At 61.4% G+C, this 15,065-nt stretch carries 15 protein-coding genes, 2 tRNA genes and 1 riboswitch; of the genes, 6 read left to right on the top strand and 11 right to left on the bottom strand.

The features are described 5' to 3' along the window. Positions 1-105: 105 nt before the first annotated feature. Positions 106-345: riboswitch (cobalamin riboswitch) on the bottom strand. From LNV07_RS00380 to LNV07_RS00415, 8 genes are all read right to left on the bottom strand, one after another. After that, on the bottom strand, positions 342-806 hold the full coding sequence (locus LNV07_RS00380) for a hypothetical protein (protein WP_263569201.1): 465 nt from the start codon (positions 804-806) through the stop codon (positions 342-344). (Overlaps the previous riboswitch by 4 nt.) Continuing rightward, a complete protein-coding gene (gene pth / locus LNV07_RS00385; RefSeq protein WP_263569202.1) occupies positions 803-1,462 on the bottom strand; it encodes an aminoacyl-tRNA hydrolase in 660 nt (219 codons plus the stop codon). Before pth ends, LNV07_RS00380 begins: the two co-directional genes overlap by 4 nt. Before the next feature lie 101 nt (positions 1,463-1,563). Then, a complete protein-coding gene (locus LNV07_RS00390; RefSeq protein WP_263569203.1) occupies positions 1,564-2,184 on the bottom strand; it encodes a 50S ribosomal protein L25/general stress protein Ctc in 621 nt (206 codons plus the stop codon). A 129-nt stretch (positions 2,185-2,313) separates the two neighbouring features. Further along, on the bottom strand, positions 2,314-3,276 hold the full coding sequence (locus LNV07_RS00395) for a ribose-phosphate pyrophosphokinase (protein ID WP_263569204.1): 963 nt from the start codon (positions 3,274-3,276) through the stop codon (positions 2,314-2,316). Between the two features lie 69 nt (positions 3,277-3,345). After that, positions 3,346-3,422, bottom strand: a tRNA-Gln gene (locus LNV07_RS00400). Positions 3,423-3,507: 85 nt separating this feature from the next. Continuing rightward, on the bottom strand, positions 3,508-4,497 hold the full coding sequence (gene ispE, locus LNV07_RS00405; RefSeq protein ID WP_263569205.1) for a 4-(cytidine 5'-diphospho)-2-C-methyl-D-erythritol kinase: 990 nt from the start codon (positions 4,495-4,497) through the stop codon (positions 3,508-3,510). 15 nt (positions 4,498-4,512) lie between these two features. Next, entirely contained in the window at positions 4,513-5,052 is a 540-nt protein-coding gene (locus LNV07_RS00410) for an outer membrane lipoprotein LolB (RefSeq protein WP_263569206.1), read from the bottom strand. After that, positions 5,049-6,854 (bottom strand): tetratricopeptide repeat protein, encoded by a 1,806-nt coding sequence (locus LNV07_RS00415; RefSeq protein WP_263569207.1) that lies wholly within the window; start codon positions 6,852-6,854, stop codon positions 5,049-5,051. Before LNV07_RS00415 ends, LNV07_RS00410 begins: the two co-directional genes overlap by 4 nt. An 86-nt stretch (positions 6,855-6,940) precedes the next feature. Between LNV07_RS00415 and mutM the strand changes: the two genes are divergently transcribed. From mutM to LNV07_RS00430, 3 genes are read left to right on the top strand one after another with little or no spacing between them, the layout of a single operon-like run. After that, on the top strand, positions 6,941-7,774 hold the full coding sequence (gene mutM, locus LNV07_RS00420; protein ID WP_263569208.1) for a bifunctional DNA-formamidopyrimidine glycosylase/DNA-(apurinic or apyrimidinic site) lyase: 834 nt from the start codon (positions 6,941-6,943) through the stop codon (positions 7,772-7,774). After that, entirely contained in the window at positions 7,759-8,790 is a 1,032-nt protein-coding gene (gene mutY, locus LNV07_RS00425) for an A/G-specific adenine glycosylase (RefSeq protein WP_263569209.1), read from the top strand. Before mutM ends, mutY begins: the two co-directional genes overlap by 16 nt. Before the next feature lie 14 nt (positions 8,791-8,804). Further along, positions 8,805-9,113 (top strand): hypothetical protein, encoded by a 309-nt coding sequence (locus LNV07_RS00430; RefSeq protein ID WP_263569210.1) that lies wholly within the window; start codon positions 8,805-8,807, stop codon positions 9,111-9,113. 5 nt (positions 9,114-9,118) lie between these two features. Here LNV07_RS00430 and rapZ read toward each other — a convergent pair whose 3' ends face one another. Genes rapZ through LNV07_RS00445 form a run of 3 tightly spaced genes read right to left on the bottom strand, consistent with a single transcriptional unit; the run spans position 9,119 to position 12,602 of the window. Then, complete coding sequence (gene rapZ / locus LNV07_RS00435; RefSeq protein WP_263569211.1) at positions 9,119-10,030, bottom strand: RNase adapter RapZ; 912 nt, start codon at positions 10,028-10,030, stop codon at positions 9,119-9,121. Next, the gene (recN, locus tag LNV07_RS00440) at positions 10,027-11,727 is read right to left on the bottom strand and encodes a DNA repair protein RecN (RefSeq protein WP_263569212.1); all 1,701 of its coding nucleotides are present in this window, start codon (positions 11,725-11,727) and stop codon (positions 10,027-10,029) included. The genes rapZ and recN overlap by 4 nt, the downstream gene beginning before the upstream one ends. Next, positions 11,727-12,602: an NAD kinase gene (locus tag LNV07_RS00445; RefSeq protein ID WP_263569213.1), complete on the bottom strand. Its 876-nt coding sequence runs from the start codon at positions 12,600-12,602 to the stop codon at positions 11,727-11,729. The genes recN and LNV07_RS00445 overlap by 1 nt, the downstream gene beginning before the upstream one ends. A gap of 82 nt (positions 12,603-12,684) precedes the next feature. On the opposite strand from LNV07_RS00445, the gene hrcA reads away from it, so the two are divergent. The 3 genes from hrcA (at position 12,685) to LNV07_RS00460 (ending at position 14,827) form a co-directional block, all read left to right on the top strand. After that, a complete protein-coding gene (gene hrcA / locus LNV07_RS00450; RefSeq protein WP_263569214.1) occupies positions 12,685-13,704 on the top strand; it encodes a heat-inducible transcriptional repressor HrcA in 1,020 nt (339 codons plus the stop codon). A gap of 80 nt (positions 13,705-13,784) precedes the next feature. Further along, a tRNA-Ile gene (locus LNV07_RS00455) sits at positions 13,785-13,861 on the top strand. A gap of 117 nt (positions 13,862-13,978) precedes the next feature. Next, positions 13,979-14,827 carry a hypothetical protein gene (locus tag LNV07_RS00460; RefSeq protein WP_263569215.1) on the top strand — a complete coding sequence of 283 codons (849 nt, stop codon included), beginning with the start codon at positions 13,979-13,981 and terminating at the stop codon, positions 14,825-14,827. The last annotated feature ends 238 nt before the right edge of the window (positions 14,828-15,065 follow it).

Here is a 15,065-nt window from a genome sequence, read left to right on the forward strand (position 1 = left end):
GCCGAGCAGTAGAAGTCATCAGGGATAGGGCGCAAAAAACAACCAGACATCAGCTCACCCGCTGAGGGTCTGAGGAACGGAATGCCGCGCCCATAAAAATGGCCGAGGCTCTCCACGTTGTTGGCCGGTATCCGGGCTGGTGGAGGCGACGCCTGTGTCCTTCCCAGCGCTTGAAAAGCACCAGTGGAGCGATGACAGGCCTTGGAACGCCGCTGCGTTCCGTCCACTTACCGTTGCGGGGACAGCTCAGGTTGGGCTTGCTCCGTGGGAGCGTTGCCGTTCTGATTCCCGTTTAACTGCACAGGCATGAATGACTGCGCGAGCACCAACAGCGGGGGATTCTAACCGGGCGCAGCGGAGGGCTCGGCAGCTTTTGGATGTTTGGGACTCTTGGGCGGTTTGGGTGGCTTTGGCGGCTTGGGTGACTGCGTCGTCACAGGCGGCTTGGCTGTTGGGGCGCTGGCCGCTTGCCCGCTTGTTTTCAGCCCGTCTATGCCCGCAACCTTGCCGTTGAGATGCCGCGCCTCGGCTTCTTGCTTGAGTCTGGCCTTTTGCATGGCATCGGCGCGCTTGGCGTCGGCCGCCGCAATTTCCTTGCTAGCTTGGGCCTGGCCGGCGCTGGGCTGATCGAATATCAGCTGCGAGTCGCTGGCCGGCAGATGTGCGGGGCAGGGCGAGTCGCGCAAGTCGCGGCCATCGGCGCCGCAGCGGTAAATCGAGATGGTCTGGGTCTTGGTTTGTGCCAGAGCTGCATCGACATAAGTCGTTATCAAAACGGGCAGAAAAAACCAAGGTGCAAGTTTCATGGACTGCTTTCAGTCAAGGTCGGAGAGCTGAGGGCGGCGGCTGGTTTTGCGTCCGGCTTTGGTGGCTTTGGCCGTGGCGGCTTGGCGTGAATTTTCGTCAGGGCCTTGTCCATCTGACCCGAGAGCATGAGTTCAACCGACTCCATTGACTTGTCTATGCATTCCTCGATCAACTGCCGTTCGGCCAATGGCGGCTTGCGCAGCACATAGCCGGCGACTTCGTCTTTGTGGCCGGGGTGGCCGATGCCCAGACGCAAGCGCCAGAAATTGGCCGAGCCCAGTTGGGCCTGCATGTCCTTCAAACCGTTGTGGCCTCCGTTGCCCCCGCCTTGTTTGAACTTCATTTGACCCGGCTCCAGATCAAGCTCGTCATGGATGGCCAGAATTTCTTCCGGCGCGATCTTGAAGAAGCGCGCCAAGGGCGCGACCGACTTGCCGGACAGATTCATGAAGGTCATCGGCTGCAAGAGCCAGATCGGCCCCGGTGCGCCCGGCGCATTGTTGACGCGAGCACATAGGCCGTAGTAATTGCGCTCGACCTGCAGCGAAGCGCCGAGCTTGCGAGCCAGCGCATCAATCCACCAGAAACCCGCGTTGTGGCGAGTGTGCTCGTATTCACTGCCCGGATTGCCCAGGCCAACAAAAAGTCGAATCATGCTGCGAGTTTATGGCCGTGGCGGCTCATTTGTTGGGTCGGAGAATGTAAAAAGGCCCCGCAGAGCAGGGCCTTTCGCAAGCGTAAGGGAAGAGGAATTACTTACTTCTTCTTCTTCTTCTTGCCGTCGTCCACAGGCGCTGCGGCAACGACGATGATTTCTTCGGCGGCTGGATCAACCGGCGTAGCAACCACTGGGTTTGGCTTGCCATGTGTGACGACCTTGATGCCGGCTGGCAATGTCAGGTCATTGACGTGCACCGAGTGACCCTTGGTCAGGCCGGCCAGATTTACTTCGATGAACTCGGGCAATTGCTTGGCCAGGCAGGTGATCAGCAATTCGGTGATCACGTGGTTGACGGTGCAAGAGTCGATCTTGACGGCGGTCGAGGTCTCTTCGCCCACGAAGTGCAAAGGCACCTTCTTGGTGATTTTGGTTGTGTCGTCAACGCGCTGGAAGTCTGCGTGCAGAACTTGCGGCTTGTACGGGTGCATCTGGAAATCGCGCAACAGCACTTGCGAGACGGCGCCGTTCAGTTCCATCTCGAGGATGGTGCTGTGGAAGGCTTCCTTCTTCAAGGCGTGGAACAGTGCGTTGTGATCCATTTCGATCATCGCTGGTTCGCCGGCGGCAAACACGATACCTGGGACGCGGCCAGCAACTCGCAGGCGGCGGCTCGCTCCGGTCCCCTGCAACTTGCGGTCAAAAGCTGTGAATTTCATAGTGACTCCAAAAAGGCTGAACACCCTGGCGGGTGTTCATGGTGTTGAGCGCCCGCGACCAGGCTGCTCGGGATGTGCGGACTTGCGACCGCGTTTCAAACCGGAGTCGAGGTTGCCCTCGATCCGGGTTCAGAAATTATTGTTTTGCTCGCTAAACAAAGATGTGACCGACTCGCCGTCCGAAATCCGGCGGATCGTCTCGGCGAACAAGAAGGCCACCGAAAGTTGGCGAATCTTGCCGCAGGCCTTGGCCGCGTCGTTCAGAGGAATCGTGTTGCTGATGACCACTTCGTCAAGCATGGACTTGGAGATGCGCTCGATTGCAGGGCCCGACAGGATCGGGTGGGTGCAATAGGCGTAGACGCTTTTGGCGCCGCGATCCTTCAGCACTTCGGCGGCTTTCACCAGGGTGCCTGCGGTGTCGATCATGTCGTCCATGATCACGCAGTTGCGGCCGTCGATTTCGCCGATCACATGCATCACTTCGGACACATTGGCGGCCGGGCGGCGCTTGTCGATGATGGCCAGATCGCAACCGAGTTGCTTGGCCAAGGCGCGGGCACGCACCACGCCGCCAACGTCGGGGCTGACGACAACCAGATTCGAATAATTGCGAGCCTTCAGGTCAGACAACAAGACCGGCGAGGCGTAAATATTGTCGACCGGAATGTTGAAGAAGCCCTGGATCTGGTCGGCGTGCAAGTCCATCGTCAAGACGCGCTCGACGCCGACTTTTTCAAGCAGATCGGCCACGACCTTGGCGCTGATAGGCACGCGGGTCGAACGTGGGCGGCGATCTTGACGGGCGTAACCGTAGTAAGGGATCACGGCGGTGATGCGGCGAGCGCTGGCGCGCTTCAGGGCATCAACCATGATCAGCAATTCCATCAGGTTCTCATTCGTCGGCGAGCAGGTCGGCTGAATGACGAAGACGTCGCGAGCGCGGACGTTTTGCTGAATCTCGACGGTGACTTCACCATCGGAGAAGCGGCCGACCAAGGCTTTGCCCAAGTCGAGGCCCAGATGGGTTGCAATTTCTTGGGAGAGAACCGGGTTTGCGTTGCCGGTGAAGAGGACGGTATTGAGTAGCACGAGCCATCCTTTTTAGAAGGACCCGTGGCCAGCCAGCGTGTCCGGGTGTTTCTTTAGCGCAAAAAATTTTGGCAGGGGAAGAAGGATTCGAACCTTCGCATGACGGAATCAAAATCCGTTGCCTTAACCAACTTGGCGACTCCCCTACACAGGACACAGCAGAGCTGCTGCACCCTATAACTTGTCTGTCCTTCTCAGTATCTTCTTCGAAAATCAATCCAAGAATTTACTTCAGCTTATCTTTTCGTCAGCGGCCCAACCTTGCAGTGGGTGGCTATCTAAGCTGCGGCAAATTCTACCAGACCAATCCGCAGGTAAACCCTGCAACTTCGAAAAAATTATCTGATTTAACAGATTTATTTCTTGCTCATTCGTTGGAGTATCAACTCTCGCGAATACTGCGCTACCGGAGCCTGTCATTCGACTATTGCCGAATTCAGATTCCAATATATGCAGCGCTTGAACAACTCCGGGGCAACTTGCTTCGGCTGGTTTTTGTAGGTCGTTGCGACCAAACCCGCCGATCAATTTTGCTATTCCTTCATCGTCCAGCTTCAATACTTCATCAAATTCTTTCGACTCGTTGAGTGACGAGCCGACCGATGTTTTTTCTGAAGAATTGTTTGCAGGAAAGCCCGCTACTATAGCCATGTTTTTTGATCTTGCCAAGAGGGGGCTCGAAAATATTTCTTGCGTGGAGATGCTTTGGCTCGGTTTCAGCACCGCAAAGCTCAACGGCGGCAAGTCGATCGGATGCAGGATTTCTCCGATGCCTTCGACGAATGCGTGGCTGCCGCCAAGAAAAAACGGCACGTCGGCGCCTAGCTTCAGGCCCAGCGCTAAAAGTTTCGACAGCGGCCAGTTCAAGCCCCAAAGACGATTCAAGGCGAGCAGGGTTGAGGCTGCATCAGAAGAGCCCCCGCCCATGCCCGCGCCCGCGGGCAGGCGCTTTTCAATCTGGATATCGACACCAAAGTCGCAAGCACTTTGCGCCTGCAGCAGGCGTGCAGCCCTCAGGCACAGATCGTCGGGCGGCAGGCTGGCGCCAATGTCGTGGCGGCGCAAAAGCCCGTCGCTGCGACGTTCGAAGTGCAGCGTGTCGGCCCAATCGATCAGCGTAAAAACAGACTGCAGGAGGTGGTAGCCATCGGGCCTCTTGCCGACGACATGCAAAAAGAGGTTGAGCTTGGCCGGGGCGGGAATGTCGTAAATCGCTTGCATCGCTGGGGGATTTGCTTAGGGTTCTACGCGGGCGCGCAGCGTGACCAGGGGTTCGGCCTTGCGGGTGGCGATGATCAAGCCCTCTTGAAAGCGCGCCAGATCGATCTGCCAGCCGAGTTGCGAGAAGCCGAGGCCTTCGGCCATGGGCTCGTTGTGTACCTGCGGCCAAGGGCGGCCGCGCAACCAGTCGAACAGCGCGGCCACAGGGATCGCCTCCCCCAGCAATTCGCGAGTCAAGCCATCCAGATCGGCGAAGCTGCGTTCGGCCTCTGGCGTCTGCAGCGTTGCTATCTCGGGCCCCCAACTTGCGCGGGCGACCAGACTTCCCAATGGCGTGCTCAGCTCCAGTTGGCCGGCGCGAGGGTTGCCGCTCAACTCGAAGCCAGCGTTGCCGCCCGAGGCGCGGCCGCTGCTGCCGGCGACTTGCACGCTGAGTCTGCCGCTGATGCGCACATCGCCTTCGGCAACAATATTGGCGGGCTTGGGGGCCAAACTGGCGCAGCCAGCCATCAATAGCGACGCGCCGGTCAAGAGTAATGCCGCGAGGAGTCTCATTGCTGCGCCTTCAGACGTTTGATGGCTTCGCGCAGCGCTTCGTTCTTGGGGTCGCGCGCCAGGCCTTCATTCCAGATCAGTTGAGCCTCGTTGCGCTGACCGCTGACCCACAGCACTTCACCCAGATGTGCAGCGATTTCGGCGTCGGGCCGGGCCGCGTAGCTCTGCCGCAGCAGTCGCAGCGCTTCAACCTTATTGCCCAGACGAAACTCGACCCAACCCATGCTGTCGAGGATAAAGGGCTCCGAGGGCACAAAGCTGAGCGCTTTGGCGATCAAGGCCTTGGCTTCTTCCAGCCGCAGATTGCGCTCAGCGAGCGAGTAACCGAGCGCGTTATAGGCGTGATGGTGATCGGGTTTGATGGCGATCACGCTTTTCAGCAAGCTTTCCATGTCCTCGAGTCGACCGAGTTTCTCCGCCATCATGGCTTGCTCGTATTTGAGATCGGGGTCCTTGGGCAGCCGCGCATTGGCCTGTGCCAGCACATCATGGGCGGCTTGCCAGTCCTGCGCATCGCGCAGCAACTGCGACTCGGCCAGAAGTTTGGAGCGCAATTCTTCGGGACTGCCCTCCGGCAATGATTGCAGCAGCTTGCGCGCGTCGTTCAACTTGCCCTGGCGGGCCAACAAGGAAGCGCGCCGAAATTGGGCTTCCAGCTGCCGTTGCGGCGAGTCCACCTTGAGCAGCCAGTTTTCGGCCGCCTTGAAGTCGCCGCGCAACTCGGCCGCTTGGGCCAGCAATAACCATGTCTGTTGACGTGCTTCAGCGCTGGCTTGTGGATCGACTTCGCCATCTGCTGCCGCATTGGCCGTGACGGGGCCGTCGAGCAACTTCAGATATTCGCGCAGCGCCGCATCCGCCGCGTCCGCGTGACGCAGGTCCAGCTCCAGCGTGCCCAGCGCAAACCAAGCGCTGCTGGTGCCGGGCGAAGCAAGCGTGATGGCTCGAAATTCACGCGCGGCTTCGGCGGGCCGTTGCGCGCGAGCCAAGGCGCGGCCATAGGCAAGTTGCAACGCAAGGTTGTCGGGCTTGGCTTGCAGGCGCTGGGTGATCAGCAATTCGGCTCGCGGCTCCTGCGGCAACAACTCCAAGGCCAATTGAATCGCCTCGTCCGAGTCGGCGGCGAAGGCGGCCACTTCTTCGGTCAGCGTCATTGCGCGCTTGCTGTCGCCGGCCGCGAGCGCCAGCTTTGCCAGCACGGACTTGGCTGCTAATTTGGTTTCGGACTGCTGCGCGGCAGCCTGCAGCACGGGCTCGAGGGCGGCCAGCACCCGCTTGGGTTCGGCGGCGCGCTGAAATAGCCGGGGCAGGGTCAGCAAAACCGCCGATCGCTGCGCCTCGGGGCTGATAGCGAGCAAGGAGCGCAGTGGCTCGGTCGCGTCGGCAGGGCGGTTCAACAAGGCCAGCAACTGGATCATCATCTGATGGGCGGCGGCCGACTTCGGCTGCGATTCGCGCCAGGCTTTGGCGGCGATCAGCGCCTGGTCACCGGCCCGAGCCTGCAAGGCAATGTTGATGACGCGTTGAAACAGCTCCTCATCGGCGGTTCGGCGTGCCGCGTCCAGCAATACTTGATAGGCGACGCCCGGCTGGCCGGTGTGCAGCTCCAACTCGCCCACCAGCAGTTGGTAGAACAGTGGCGCGTCCATCTCCGAGTTGATCGGTGCCGAGGGTGCGGAAGACTTTGGCGGCGCCTCGGCTGCGGGGCCGGCCACGGCGTGCTGAACAATCAAACTGGCAAGCAGCAGCGACGCGCCAATGGCTATGGCACCGGCGACGCTGCGGCGGAATTTCTCGGGCATGGAGGCTCCAACAAAAATACAAACCCCGACCCACGGCGAGCGAGGGGAGGGGCGAGTGAGCATTCTGCCCCGATATCATGCGAGCCATGCCCGAACTCCCCGAAGTCGAAGTCACCCGCCGCAGTTTTGCCGCCGCCATCGAGGGCGCCACCGTGTTGCAAGCACGCTTGGGCAAGCCGCTGCGCTGGCCGCTGGGCTTGGCCAGCGAGTGCCTGCTTGGCGCGCGCGTCGGTGCGGTCAGCCGGCGGGGCAAGTATTTGTGGTTGCCGCTGTCGCGGCCCAAGGCGAGCGGTGGGCTGCTGCTGCATCTGGGCATGTCGGGTTCCTTGGCATTTAGCCCCGGCCTCGCCGATGCGCCGGCCGGAGCGCATGACCATTTCGATCTGCAGACCGACCGCGGCCTGCTGCGCCTGACCGACCCGCGTCGTTTCGGGGCGGTGGTTTGGTCCGAGGCAATCGATGCCGATCCGGCCGCCAAGCTGCTCGGCGGGCTGGGAATGGAACCCTTTGACCTTCGCTTTGACGGCACTCATCTGCATGCGGGTCTGAGCGGGCGCCGGGTGGCCGTCAAGCTGGCCTTGCTGGCCGGCGACATCGTCGTCGGCGCGGGCAATATCTACGCTTGCGAGGCCTTGTTTCTGGCCGGCATCGATCCGCGTCTGGCTGCGGCCAAGCTCAGTCGCCCGCGCGCCGAACGTCTGGCTCAGGCGGTGCGAGCGGTCTTGGCTCAGGCCTTGGAGGCGGGCGGCACGACCTTGCGTGATTTCAAGGACGCTCACGGCGTCGCCGGTAGCTTTCAAATGCAGGCTCGCGTCTATGGCCGCGAGGGCCAGCCTTGCCTGACTTGCGCCACGCCGATCAAACGCATCGTGCAAGGCCAGCGCTCCACATTCTTCTGCCCTCAATGTCAAAAACGATAGTTGTTCCGCTTCAATTTGCGCCGACCCTGGTCGCTTGGCAGCGCCGCCATGGCCGCCATGAACTGCCCTGGCAAAACACCCGCGACCCCTACCGGGTCTGGCTCTCCGAGATCATGTTGCAGCAGACGCAGGTGACGACGGTGCTCGGCTATTACCAGCGATTTCTGGAGCGCTTCCCCGCGGTCAGCGATCTCGCTGCGGCTTCGCTCGACGAGGTGCTGGCGCTGTGGGCCGGCCTGGGCTACTACAGCCGGGCGCGCAATCTGCATGCCTGCGCGCAGGCGGTGATGACGCTTCACGGTGGCGAATTTCCGCGCAGCGCGGCAGGCCTGCAAACCCTGCCCGGCATTGGCCGCTCGACCGCTGCGGCGGTGGCGGCGTTTTGTTTCGGCGAGCGGGTGGCCATCCTGGACGGCAATGTCAAACGGGTCTTGGGGCGCTTGCTGGCTTTTGATGGCGACCTGGCCAGCAGCGCCGAAGAAAAGCGGCTCTGGGCCTTTGCCACCGAGCTATTGCCCGCCGAGGCTATCGAGTCCTACACCCAAGGGCTGATGGACCTGGGTGCGAGCATTTGTAGCAGCCGCTCGCCGCAATGCCTGTTATGCCCGGTGGCCGATCTATGTGCCGGGCGTATTGAAGGCGAGCCGACGCGCTATCCCGTCAAGACCCGCAAACTCAAGCGCGGCCGGCGCGAGAACTGGTGGTTATGGCTGGAGCGCGAGGGTCAGGTCTTGCTGCAGCAGCGCCCCGCCACCGGGGTGTGGGCCGGGCTGTGGAGTTTGCCGCTTTATGACGATGAGGCGGCGCTGCAGTTGGATGCCGACAAACTCGGTGCCAAGCTTGAGGTGATGCCGCGCATCGCGCATGCCTTGACGCATTTTGATTGGATACTGCACACCCGGCGCGCGGATGTCCTCATCGGCTCGGTTGAGTCCGGTCCCGGCGGAGTCTGGGTGGCACGTGAACGGCTGGCCGACTACGCATTGCCGGCGCCTTTGAAAAAACTGATCGTCTGAATGAGTCACTACGCATGAATGCCGCTACCAAGAATGCCGTTGAGTCAGCGCTGGTCGCCTTGATGGCGGCGGCTTGCTGCCTGTGGTTTTTGATCTCGGAGGCGAATGTCGACGGCGAGCCTTCGGCGGCATTGCTGACCTTTCTTGGCCTCGGAATCGCCGCCGCGCTGATGGCCCATTGGGTCTTTATGGGCCAGGCCTTGAGGCGCAGTGGCCGCGGCTTGCTGCCCTGGATGCTGGCCTTGGTGCTGCTGGCTCCGCTGGGTAGCGTGGCGCTATTGGTCTTGTTTTATTCGAGCGATGAAAAGCAGCCGCAGGTCTGAGGTGTTTATTTCGCGTCCAACTCGCGGTGCCGTTTCAGCACTTGACCATGGTGCGCGAACTGGCGCGCCAAGGCCTCCACCAGGTAGACCGAGCGGTGTTGACCGCCGGTGCAGCCGATAGCGACGGTCAAATAACTGCGCTGATCCGCGGCAAAGTTGGGTAGCCACTGGGTCATGAAGGCGCCGATTTGGCTCAGCATCAGGCCAACCTCCGGCTGCGCCTCGAGGTAGTCGGCGACCGGCTTATCTCGGCCGTTGAGAGGTCGCAACTCCCGGTCGTAATAGGGGTTAGGCAGCACGCGCACATCAAACACAAAATCGGCGTCGCTCGGCACACCGTGCTTGAAGGCAAACGACTCGAACACCAGGGTCAGCGAATTGCCTTCCACCACCACCAGGTCGCGCACCCAGGCGCGCAACTGGGCTGGGCGCAGCTGGCTGGTGTCCAGCACCGTCGATTCAACCCGCAGTGCGCCCAGCAGTTCGCGCTCCAGCGTGATCGCCTCCAGCAGCGCCCGGTGTCCGTCGTCCTTGTTTGACGGCGATTGATCGAGGCGCAAGGGATGGGGCCGGCGCGTTTCCGAAAAACGCCGCATCAAGGTTTCGGTATTCGCATCAAAGAAGATCGAGCGGATCGCCACACCTTCGTCGCGCAATTGCTTGAACAAGGGCAGCAGCAGAGGCAAGGATCCGGCGCTGCGCACATCCACCGCAATCGCGACCCGGCGCTCGCCACGCTGTTGCTCAAGACGCAAAAAGTCCAGCAGCAGGTCGGCCGGCAGGTTGTCAACGCAGAAGAAGCCGGCGTCTTCCAGCGCATGCATCGCCTCCGACTTGCCGCCGCCGGACATGCCGGTTACCAGCACCACATTGCTTTTCGTTGCAGGGTCAACCGGTTTGGCTGATTGGCTGGTCATGACTTGGCTTTCTTTGAGCGTGTTGCGCTGGTGGTGTTCGGGGAGGCGGAGAGATCGAGCATCTCCTGTGCGTGCGCCAGGCTGGTGGAAGAGAGCCGCTCGCCGCCCAGCATGCGGGCAATTTCTGCGACTCTTGTCTCGCCGAGCACGGCCTGTACGGTGCTGAGCGTCTGGCCGCCCGCGAAGGCCTTGGCGACGACCAAATGCTGATCGGCACAGGCGGCGACCTGGGGCAAATGGGTAACGGCCAGCACTTGGCGCTCGCGCCCCAGTTGCTTCATCAAGCGGCCGACGGTCTCGGCCACAGCGCCGCCGACGCCGGCATCGATTTCGTCAAAGATCAAGGTGCCGACGCCGCCGCGGTCTTGCTGGCAGGTGGTGACGGCAATCGCCAGCGCAATGCGCGAGAGCTCGCCGCCCGAGGCCACCTTGGCCAAAGGGCGGGGTGAGCTCCCGGCATGCCCGGCGACCAGGAATTCCGCCGACTCCAGGCCAAAACTCTGCGGTTGCTCTTGCCTCAACAGGCTGACCTCGAACTGGCCGCCGCTCATGCCGAGTTGCTGCATCGCCTGAGTCACTGCGGCCGCGAGCTTGGGTGCGGCAGCCTTGCGTTGGCGGCTGATGCGCGTTGCCTCTTGCTCAAAGGCGGCGCGTGCACCGAGCAAGGCGGCGTTCAAGGCGGCGAGGTCGGTGGCGGCATCCAGCGCTTGCAATTCTTCTTGCCATTGGCCCAAAAGCTGCGGCAACTCGGCGGGCGGGCGGCGGTAGCGGCGCGCCAGCGTCAGCCAAGCGGAGATGCGCTCGTCCAGCTCCTGCATACGGGCCGGCTCCAGCTCGGTGCCGTGCAGATAGGCGCTGAGGGTGTGACCCGCATCCTGCAGCTGCGCCTGCGCGCCGCGCAGGGCCTCGACGGCCGGCAGCAGCTGTGCGTCGTAATCAAGCACCTTCTCCAGCCTCGTCAAGGCGCTATCGGTCTGCGCCTGCGCATTCGGTTCGTCCTCGGTCAGCACCTCCAGCGCGCCGCGCACGGCATCCAGCAGCGAAGCTGCATGGGCCAGTTTTTGATGCTCTGAATTCAATGCATCCCACTCGTCAAGGCCGGGTGAAAGGCGCGCCACTTCGCCAATCTGCCAAGCCAGGCGCTCACGCTCACGTAACAAGTCAGCCTGGCGCGACTCGGCGGCGGCGAGCTTGTCACTGGCCAGCTTCCAGGCGGCGAATGCGGCTTCCAGGGCGCTGCTGTCCAGGCCCGCAAAGTTGTCCAGCAGCGCACGCACGGCGGGCGCACGGGTCAGGCCTTGCCAGGCATGTTGGCCATGGATGTCCAGCAGGCTGTCGGCCAACTCGCGCAACTGCGTGACCGTGGCCGAACTGCCGTTGATCCAGGCTCGGCTCTTGCCCTGTGCATCGATCACCCGGCGCAGCAGCAAGCTGCCGTCGCCGGCGTCAAAGCCGGCCTCTTCCAGCCAGGCGCTCAGATGTTCTGGGCGATCAAACTCGGCCGAAATTTCGGCGCGCGTCGCACCTTCGCGCACCACGCCCGCGTCACCGCGGCTACCCAGCGCGAGTTGCAGCGCATCAACCAGGATCGATTTGCCGGCGCCAGTCTCGCCGGTCAAGACTGAGAAACCGGCGCTGAAATCCAGCTCCAATTCGGGCACGATGACGAAATCGCGCAGGCTCAGGCGGCGCAGCATCAGCTCACGCCCTCGTACCAGCGTAGCTTGCGGCGCAGGGTGGCGTAATAGCTCCAGCCCTTGGGGTGCAAAAAGCAAACCTTGTGGGCCGAACGGCGCACGGTGATGCGGTCACCGTGCAGCAGGCTGGCCAGGCTTTGCATATCGAAGTTGACGCTGGCGTCGCGGCCGGCAACGATCTCCATCGTCACAACGCCGGTGTCGGGCAGCACGATAGGGCGGTTGGACAAGGTGTGCGACGCAATCGGCACCAGCAGCCAGCCGGCAATGCTCGGATGCAGAATCGGCCCTCCGGCCGATAGCGAATAGGCGGTGGAGCCGGTCGGCGAGGCGACGATCACGCCGTCGGCGCGCAGATTGGCGACGAATTCCTCGCCCACATCGATGCGCAACTCGACCATGCTGGCGGTGGCACCGCGACTGACCACCACATCATTCAGGGCCAGGCCCTCAAAAATATTCTGTTCGTCGCGCCAGACCGCGCCCTCCAGCATGGTGCGATGCTCCTTCTCGTAATCGCCGGCCAGGATGGGAGCCAGCGCCTCACGGAATTTCTCCATCGAGATGTCGGTGATGAAGCCGAGGCGGCCCTGGTTGATGCCGACCAGCGGGGTGCCATGTCTGGCCATTTCGCGCGCGAAACCCAGCATCGTGCCGTCGCCACCGACGACGATGGCCAAGTCGCAGCGCTCACCTAACTGCTCGTTCGACAGGGCGTCATAACTGGTGATGCCGGTATTCAGCGCGGTCTCGTGTTGAAGAGAGACGTCAAGGCCTTGCCGAGTGACGAACTCGGCAATTTCTTCAAGAATCGGGCGAATACCAGGGGCTTGATGCTTGCCCACAATTGCCACATGCTGGAAATGTTTGGCCATAGCGAAGAATTACACCACAGCACTATGACGTTACGGGGAAGCCCGTGTGGTGTTCGCACCGGCCTTCCTTACAATGGGACGCATGCTTGACGAGCGATCCAAATCACTGCTGAAAACCCTGGTCGAGCGCTATATTGCGGACGGCCAGCCCATCGGTTCCCGCACGCTTTCCAAAGCGTCCGGTCTGGAGCTGAGCCCGGCCACGATACGCAATGTGATGGCCGACCTGGAGGAACTGGGCCTGATTGCCAGCCCCCACACCAGCGCCGGGCGTATACCGACCGCGCGCGGCTACCGCCTTTTTGTCGACACCATGTTGACCGCGCAACCGGCCTTGCTGGGCGCAGATGCCAAGCCCATCGACACCCATCTGCAGCCCGATCAACCGCAGCGCGTCATCGCCAGCGCCGCGCATCTGCTGTCCAGCCTGTCCAATTTTGTCGGTGTGGTGACGGCGCCGCGCAAGCCCGGCGTGTTCCATCACATCGAGTTCTTGCGGCTGGGCGATAGGCGCGTATTGGTGATTTTGGTGTCTCCCGATGGCGACGTGCAGAACCGCGTCATCTTTACCGCCCAAGACCTCAGCCAGACCGAATTGGCCGAGGCCAGCAACCGACTCAATGCGCATTACGCGGGCCTGAGTCTGGAGGCGGTGCGTGAGCGCTTGAAGAGCGAGGTGGACGAGTTGCGCGGCGAAATCGCCGGCCTGATGAGCGCGGCCGTGCAGGCCGGCACCGAGGCGATGGCCGATGAGGAGGAGCGGGTGGTGATCTCGGGCGAGCGAAATCTGCTCACCGTGCAGGATTTCGGTAACGATATGGGCAGCCTGCGACGCCTGTTCGATGTGTTCGAACAAAAGACGCAGCTGATGCGCCTGTTGGATGTGTCCAGCCGCGCCGAGGGTGTGCGCATCTATATCGGCGGCGAGAGCCAGGTCGTGCCTTTTGAGGAGCTTTCAATCGTCTCGGCGCCCTATGAGGTCAATGGGCAGGTCGTCGGCACCTTGGGCGTCATCGGGCCGACTCGGATGGCCTATGACAGGATGATTCAGATTGTTGACATCACCTCCCGCATGATCAGCCAGGCGCTGTCGCAGAAGTAGGGGAGGCCGTCACGGCCTTTCTGCCCTCCTATACAATCGCGCGCTTCCGCCGCTGCGGTGGAAGTGAAAGTACCCCCTGGGGGCCGTTAGCTCAGTTGGTTAGAGCAGAGGACTCATAATCCTTTGGTCATAGGTTCAAGTCCTATACGGCCTACCATTATCCATGCGGGTTTGCGATGACTCTTGGGTTTTGAGGCGGGTGCTTTTTGGGTCTCATGTAGGCACCATGTAGGCAATTTTATGCAACACGCTTCAACGCTTTCATCGGGATCGCATGGTGTCAAAGACGGCGAACGATAGCCTGCCCCTGCATCAAAGCAGCGCTGAAGGGACTCGGGTTCTCCAGATCCGACCGACTGAAATCAGCTTTCCTATCGGCTCGTTGCCGCTGAGGATTGCAATGGTTGTCGTTGGCGAGGCGCATCGCCGCTCGCCCTTGGACGAGAGTGAATGCGTGTCGGAACTTGGCAAAGTAGTTCGACTGGGTTCTGAAGATTGGACTGACTCGCTGACGTTGCGCGATCAAGAGAATCTGCTTCGTGCCTGGCAGATGGCCAAGCTTGACCCCTTGAGTCTTCCCATCGGGAGCGATGCATTCGAGCCCTATAGGCGTGCATTTAAGGAGTTTGGGCCGCCGCCCCCGGAAGACTTTGAACTCGAGGTCGGCTACTCGACGTTCGGAAGCACCAACTACCGGCGCTTGCTGGAGATCGAGACCGAGTACGCGGCTTACCTTGGTCGATGTATCGACGACGGCATGGTGCGCCCCAGAGGTGCGGAGTCAGGCGTGCCTATTGCGCGACCGAGCCGCCCCACCGATGTGCTGACGCTTGAGGACCTCGAGAAGTTCGTGATCCGCCTCGGGATCAATGTCAGCCGAGACGATACTGCGGAGATAGCTCACTGGCGAAGTCTGCCTACGGCTGACGGGCGTCAGAAGGCTCTGCTGGACGCGTTTGTCGCGCTGAAAGGGGAGTTCGATAGCAAGGGGGATCTAGTACGCGGCAATGCCCTTTCAGCGCTTTGTAAAGCCGATGGTCGAACGCGCACAACAGTTCGAAACCAACTGCGCCAAGCTTGGAAGAAATTCAACAAGAGAGGTCCAGCCTCCTGGCACCCTTAAGGCGTCACTCGACTGACGTACGTCAGTGGTGCAGTCATGTTTCCTCGATGGAGACTAGATCCAGCTCCAACGCTTGACCTGACGGATACGTCATAGAAAAAAGTGAGTGCACTTCAACAACGAAGCGCGCCACGCAACATCCGGCGGCGCGCATTCATGAAAGGTGCGCTATGTCTTTGGATGATCGATTTGATGGCCGTGTCGGGCTCTCGACAGTTGAGATGGCTAAGCTGCTCGG

The sequence above is a fragment of the Roseateles oligotrophus genome (genome assembly GCF_025717515.1).
In the GTDB taxonomy this organism is placed as follows: domain Bacteria; phylum Pseudomonadota; class Gammaproteobacteria; order Burkholderiales; family Burkholderiaceae_C; genus Paucibacter_A; species Paucibacter_A oligotrophus.

Coding starts and splice junctions, on each gene's coding strand:
- LNV07_RS00380 (WP_263569201.1), bottom strand. CDS start 806: ATGAAACTTGCACCTTGGTTTTTTCTGCCCGTTTTGATAACGACTTAT.
- pth (WP_263569202.1), bottom strand. CDS start 1,462: ATGATTCGACTTTTTGTTGGCCTGGGCAATCCGGGCAGTGAATACGAG.
- LNV07_RS00390 (WP_263569203.1), bottom strand. CDS start 2,184: ATGAAATTCACAGCTTTTGACCGCAAGTTGCAGGGGACCGGAGCGAGC.
- ispE (WP_263569205.1), bottom strand. CDS start 4,497: ATGCAAGCGATTTACGACATTCCCGCCCCGGCCAAGCTCAACCTCTTT.
- LNV07_RS00410 (WP_263569206.1), bottom strand. CDS start 5,052: ATGAGACTCCTCGCGGCATTACTCTTGACCGGCGCGTCGCTATTGATG.
- LNV07_RS00415 (WP_263569207.1), bottom strand. CDS start 6,854: ATGCCCGAGAAATTCCGCCGCAGCGTCGCCGGTGCCATAGCCATTGGC.
- mutM (WP_263569208.1), top strand. CDS start 6,941: ATGCCCGAACTCCCCGAAGTCGAAGTCACCCGCCGCAGTTTTGCCGCC.
- mutY (WP_263569209.1), top strand. CDS start 7,759: ATGTCAAAAACGATAGTTGTTCCGCTTCAATTTGCGCCGACCCTGGTC.
- LNV07_RS00430 (WP_263569210.1), top strand. CDS start 8,805: ATGAATGCCGCTACCAAGAATGCCGTTGAGTCAGCGCTGGTCGCCTTG.
- rapZ (WP_263569211.1), bottom strand. CDS start 10,030: ATGACCAGCCAATCAGCCAAACCGGTTGACCCTGCAACGAAAAGCAAT.
- recN (WP_263569212.1), bottom strand. CDS start 11,727: ATGCTGCGCCGCCTGAGCCTGCGCGATTTCGTCATCGTGCCCGAATTG.
- LNV07_RS00445 (WP_263569213.1), bottom strand. CDS start 12,602: ATGGCCAAACATTTCCAGCATGTGGCAATTGTGGGCAAGCATCAAGCC.
- hrcA (WP_263569214.1), top strand. CDS start 12,685: ATGCTTGACGAGCGATCCAAATCACTGCTGAAAACCCTGGTCGAGCGC.
- LNV07_RS00460 (WP_263569215.1), top strand. CDS start 13,979: ATGGTGTCAAAGACGGCGAACGATAGCCTGCCCCTGCATCAAAGCAGC.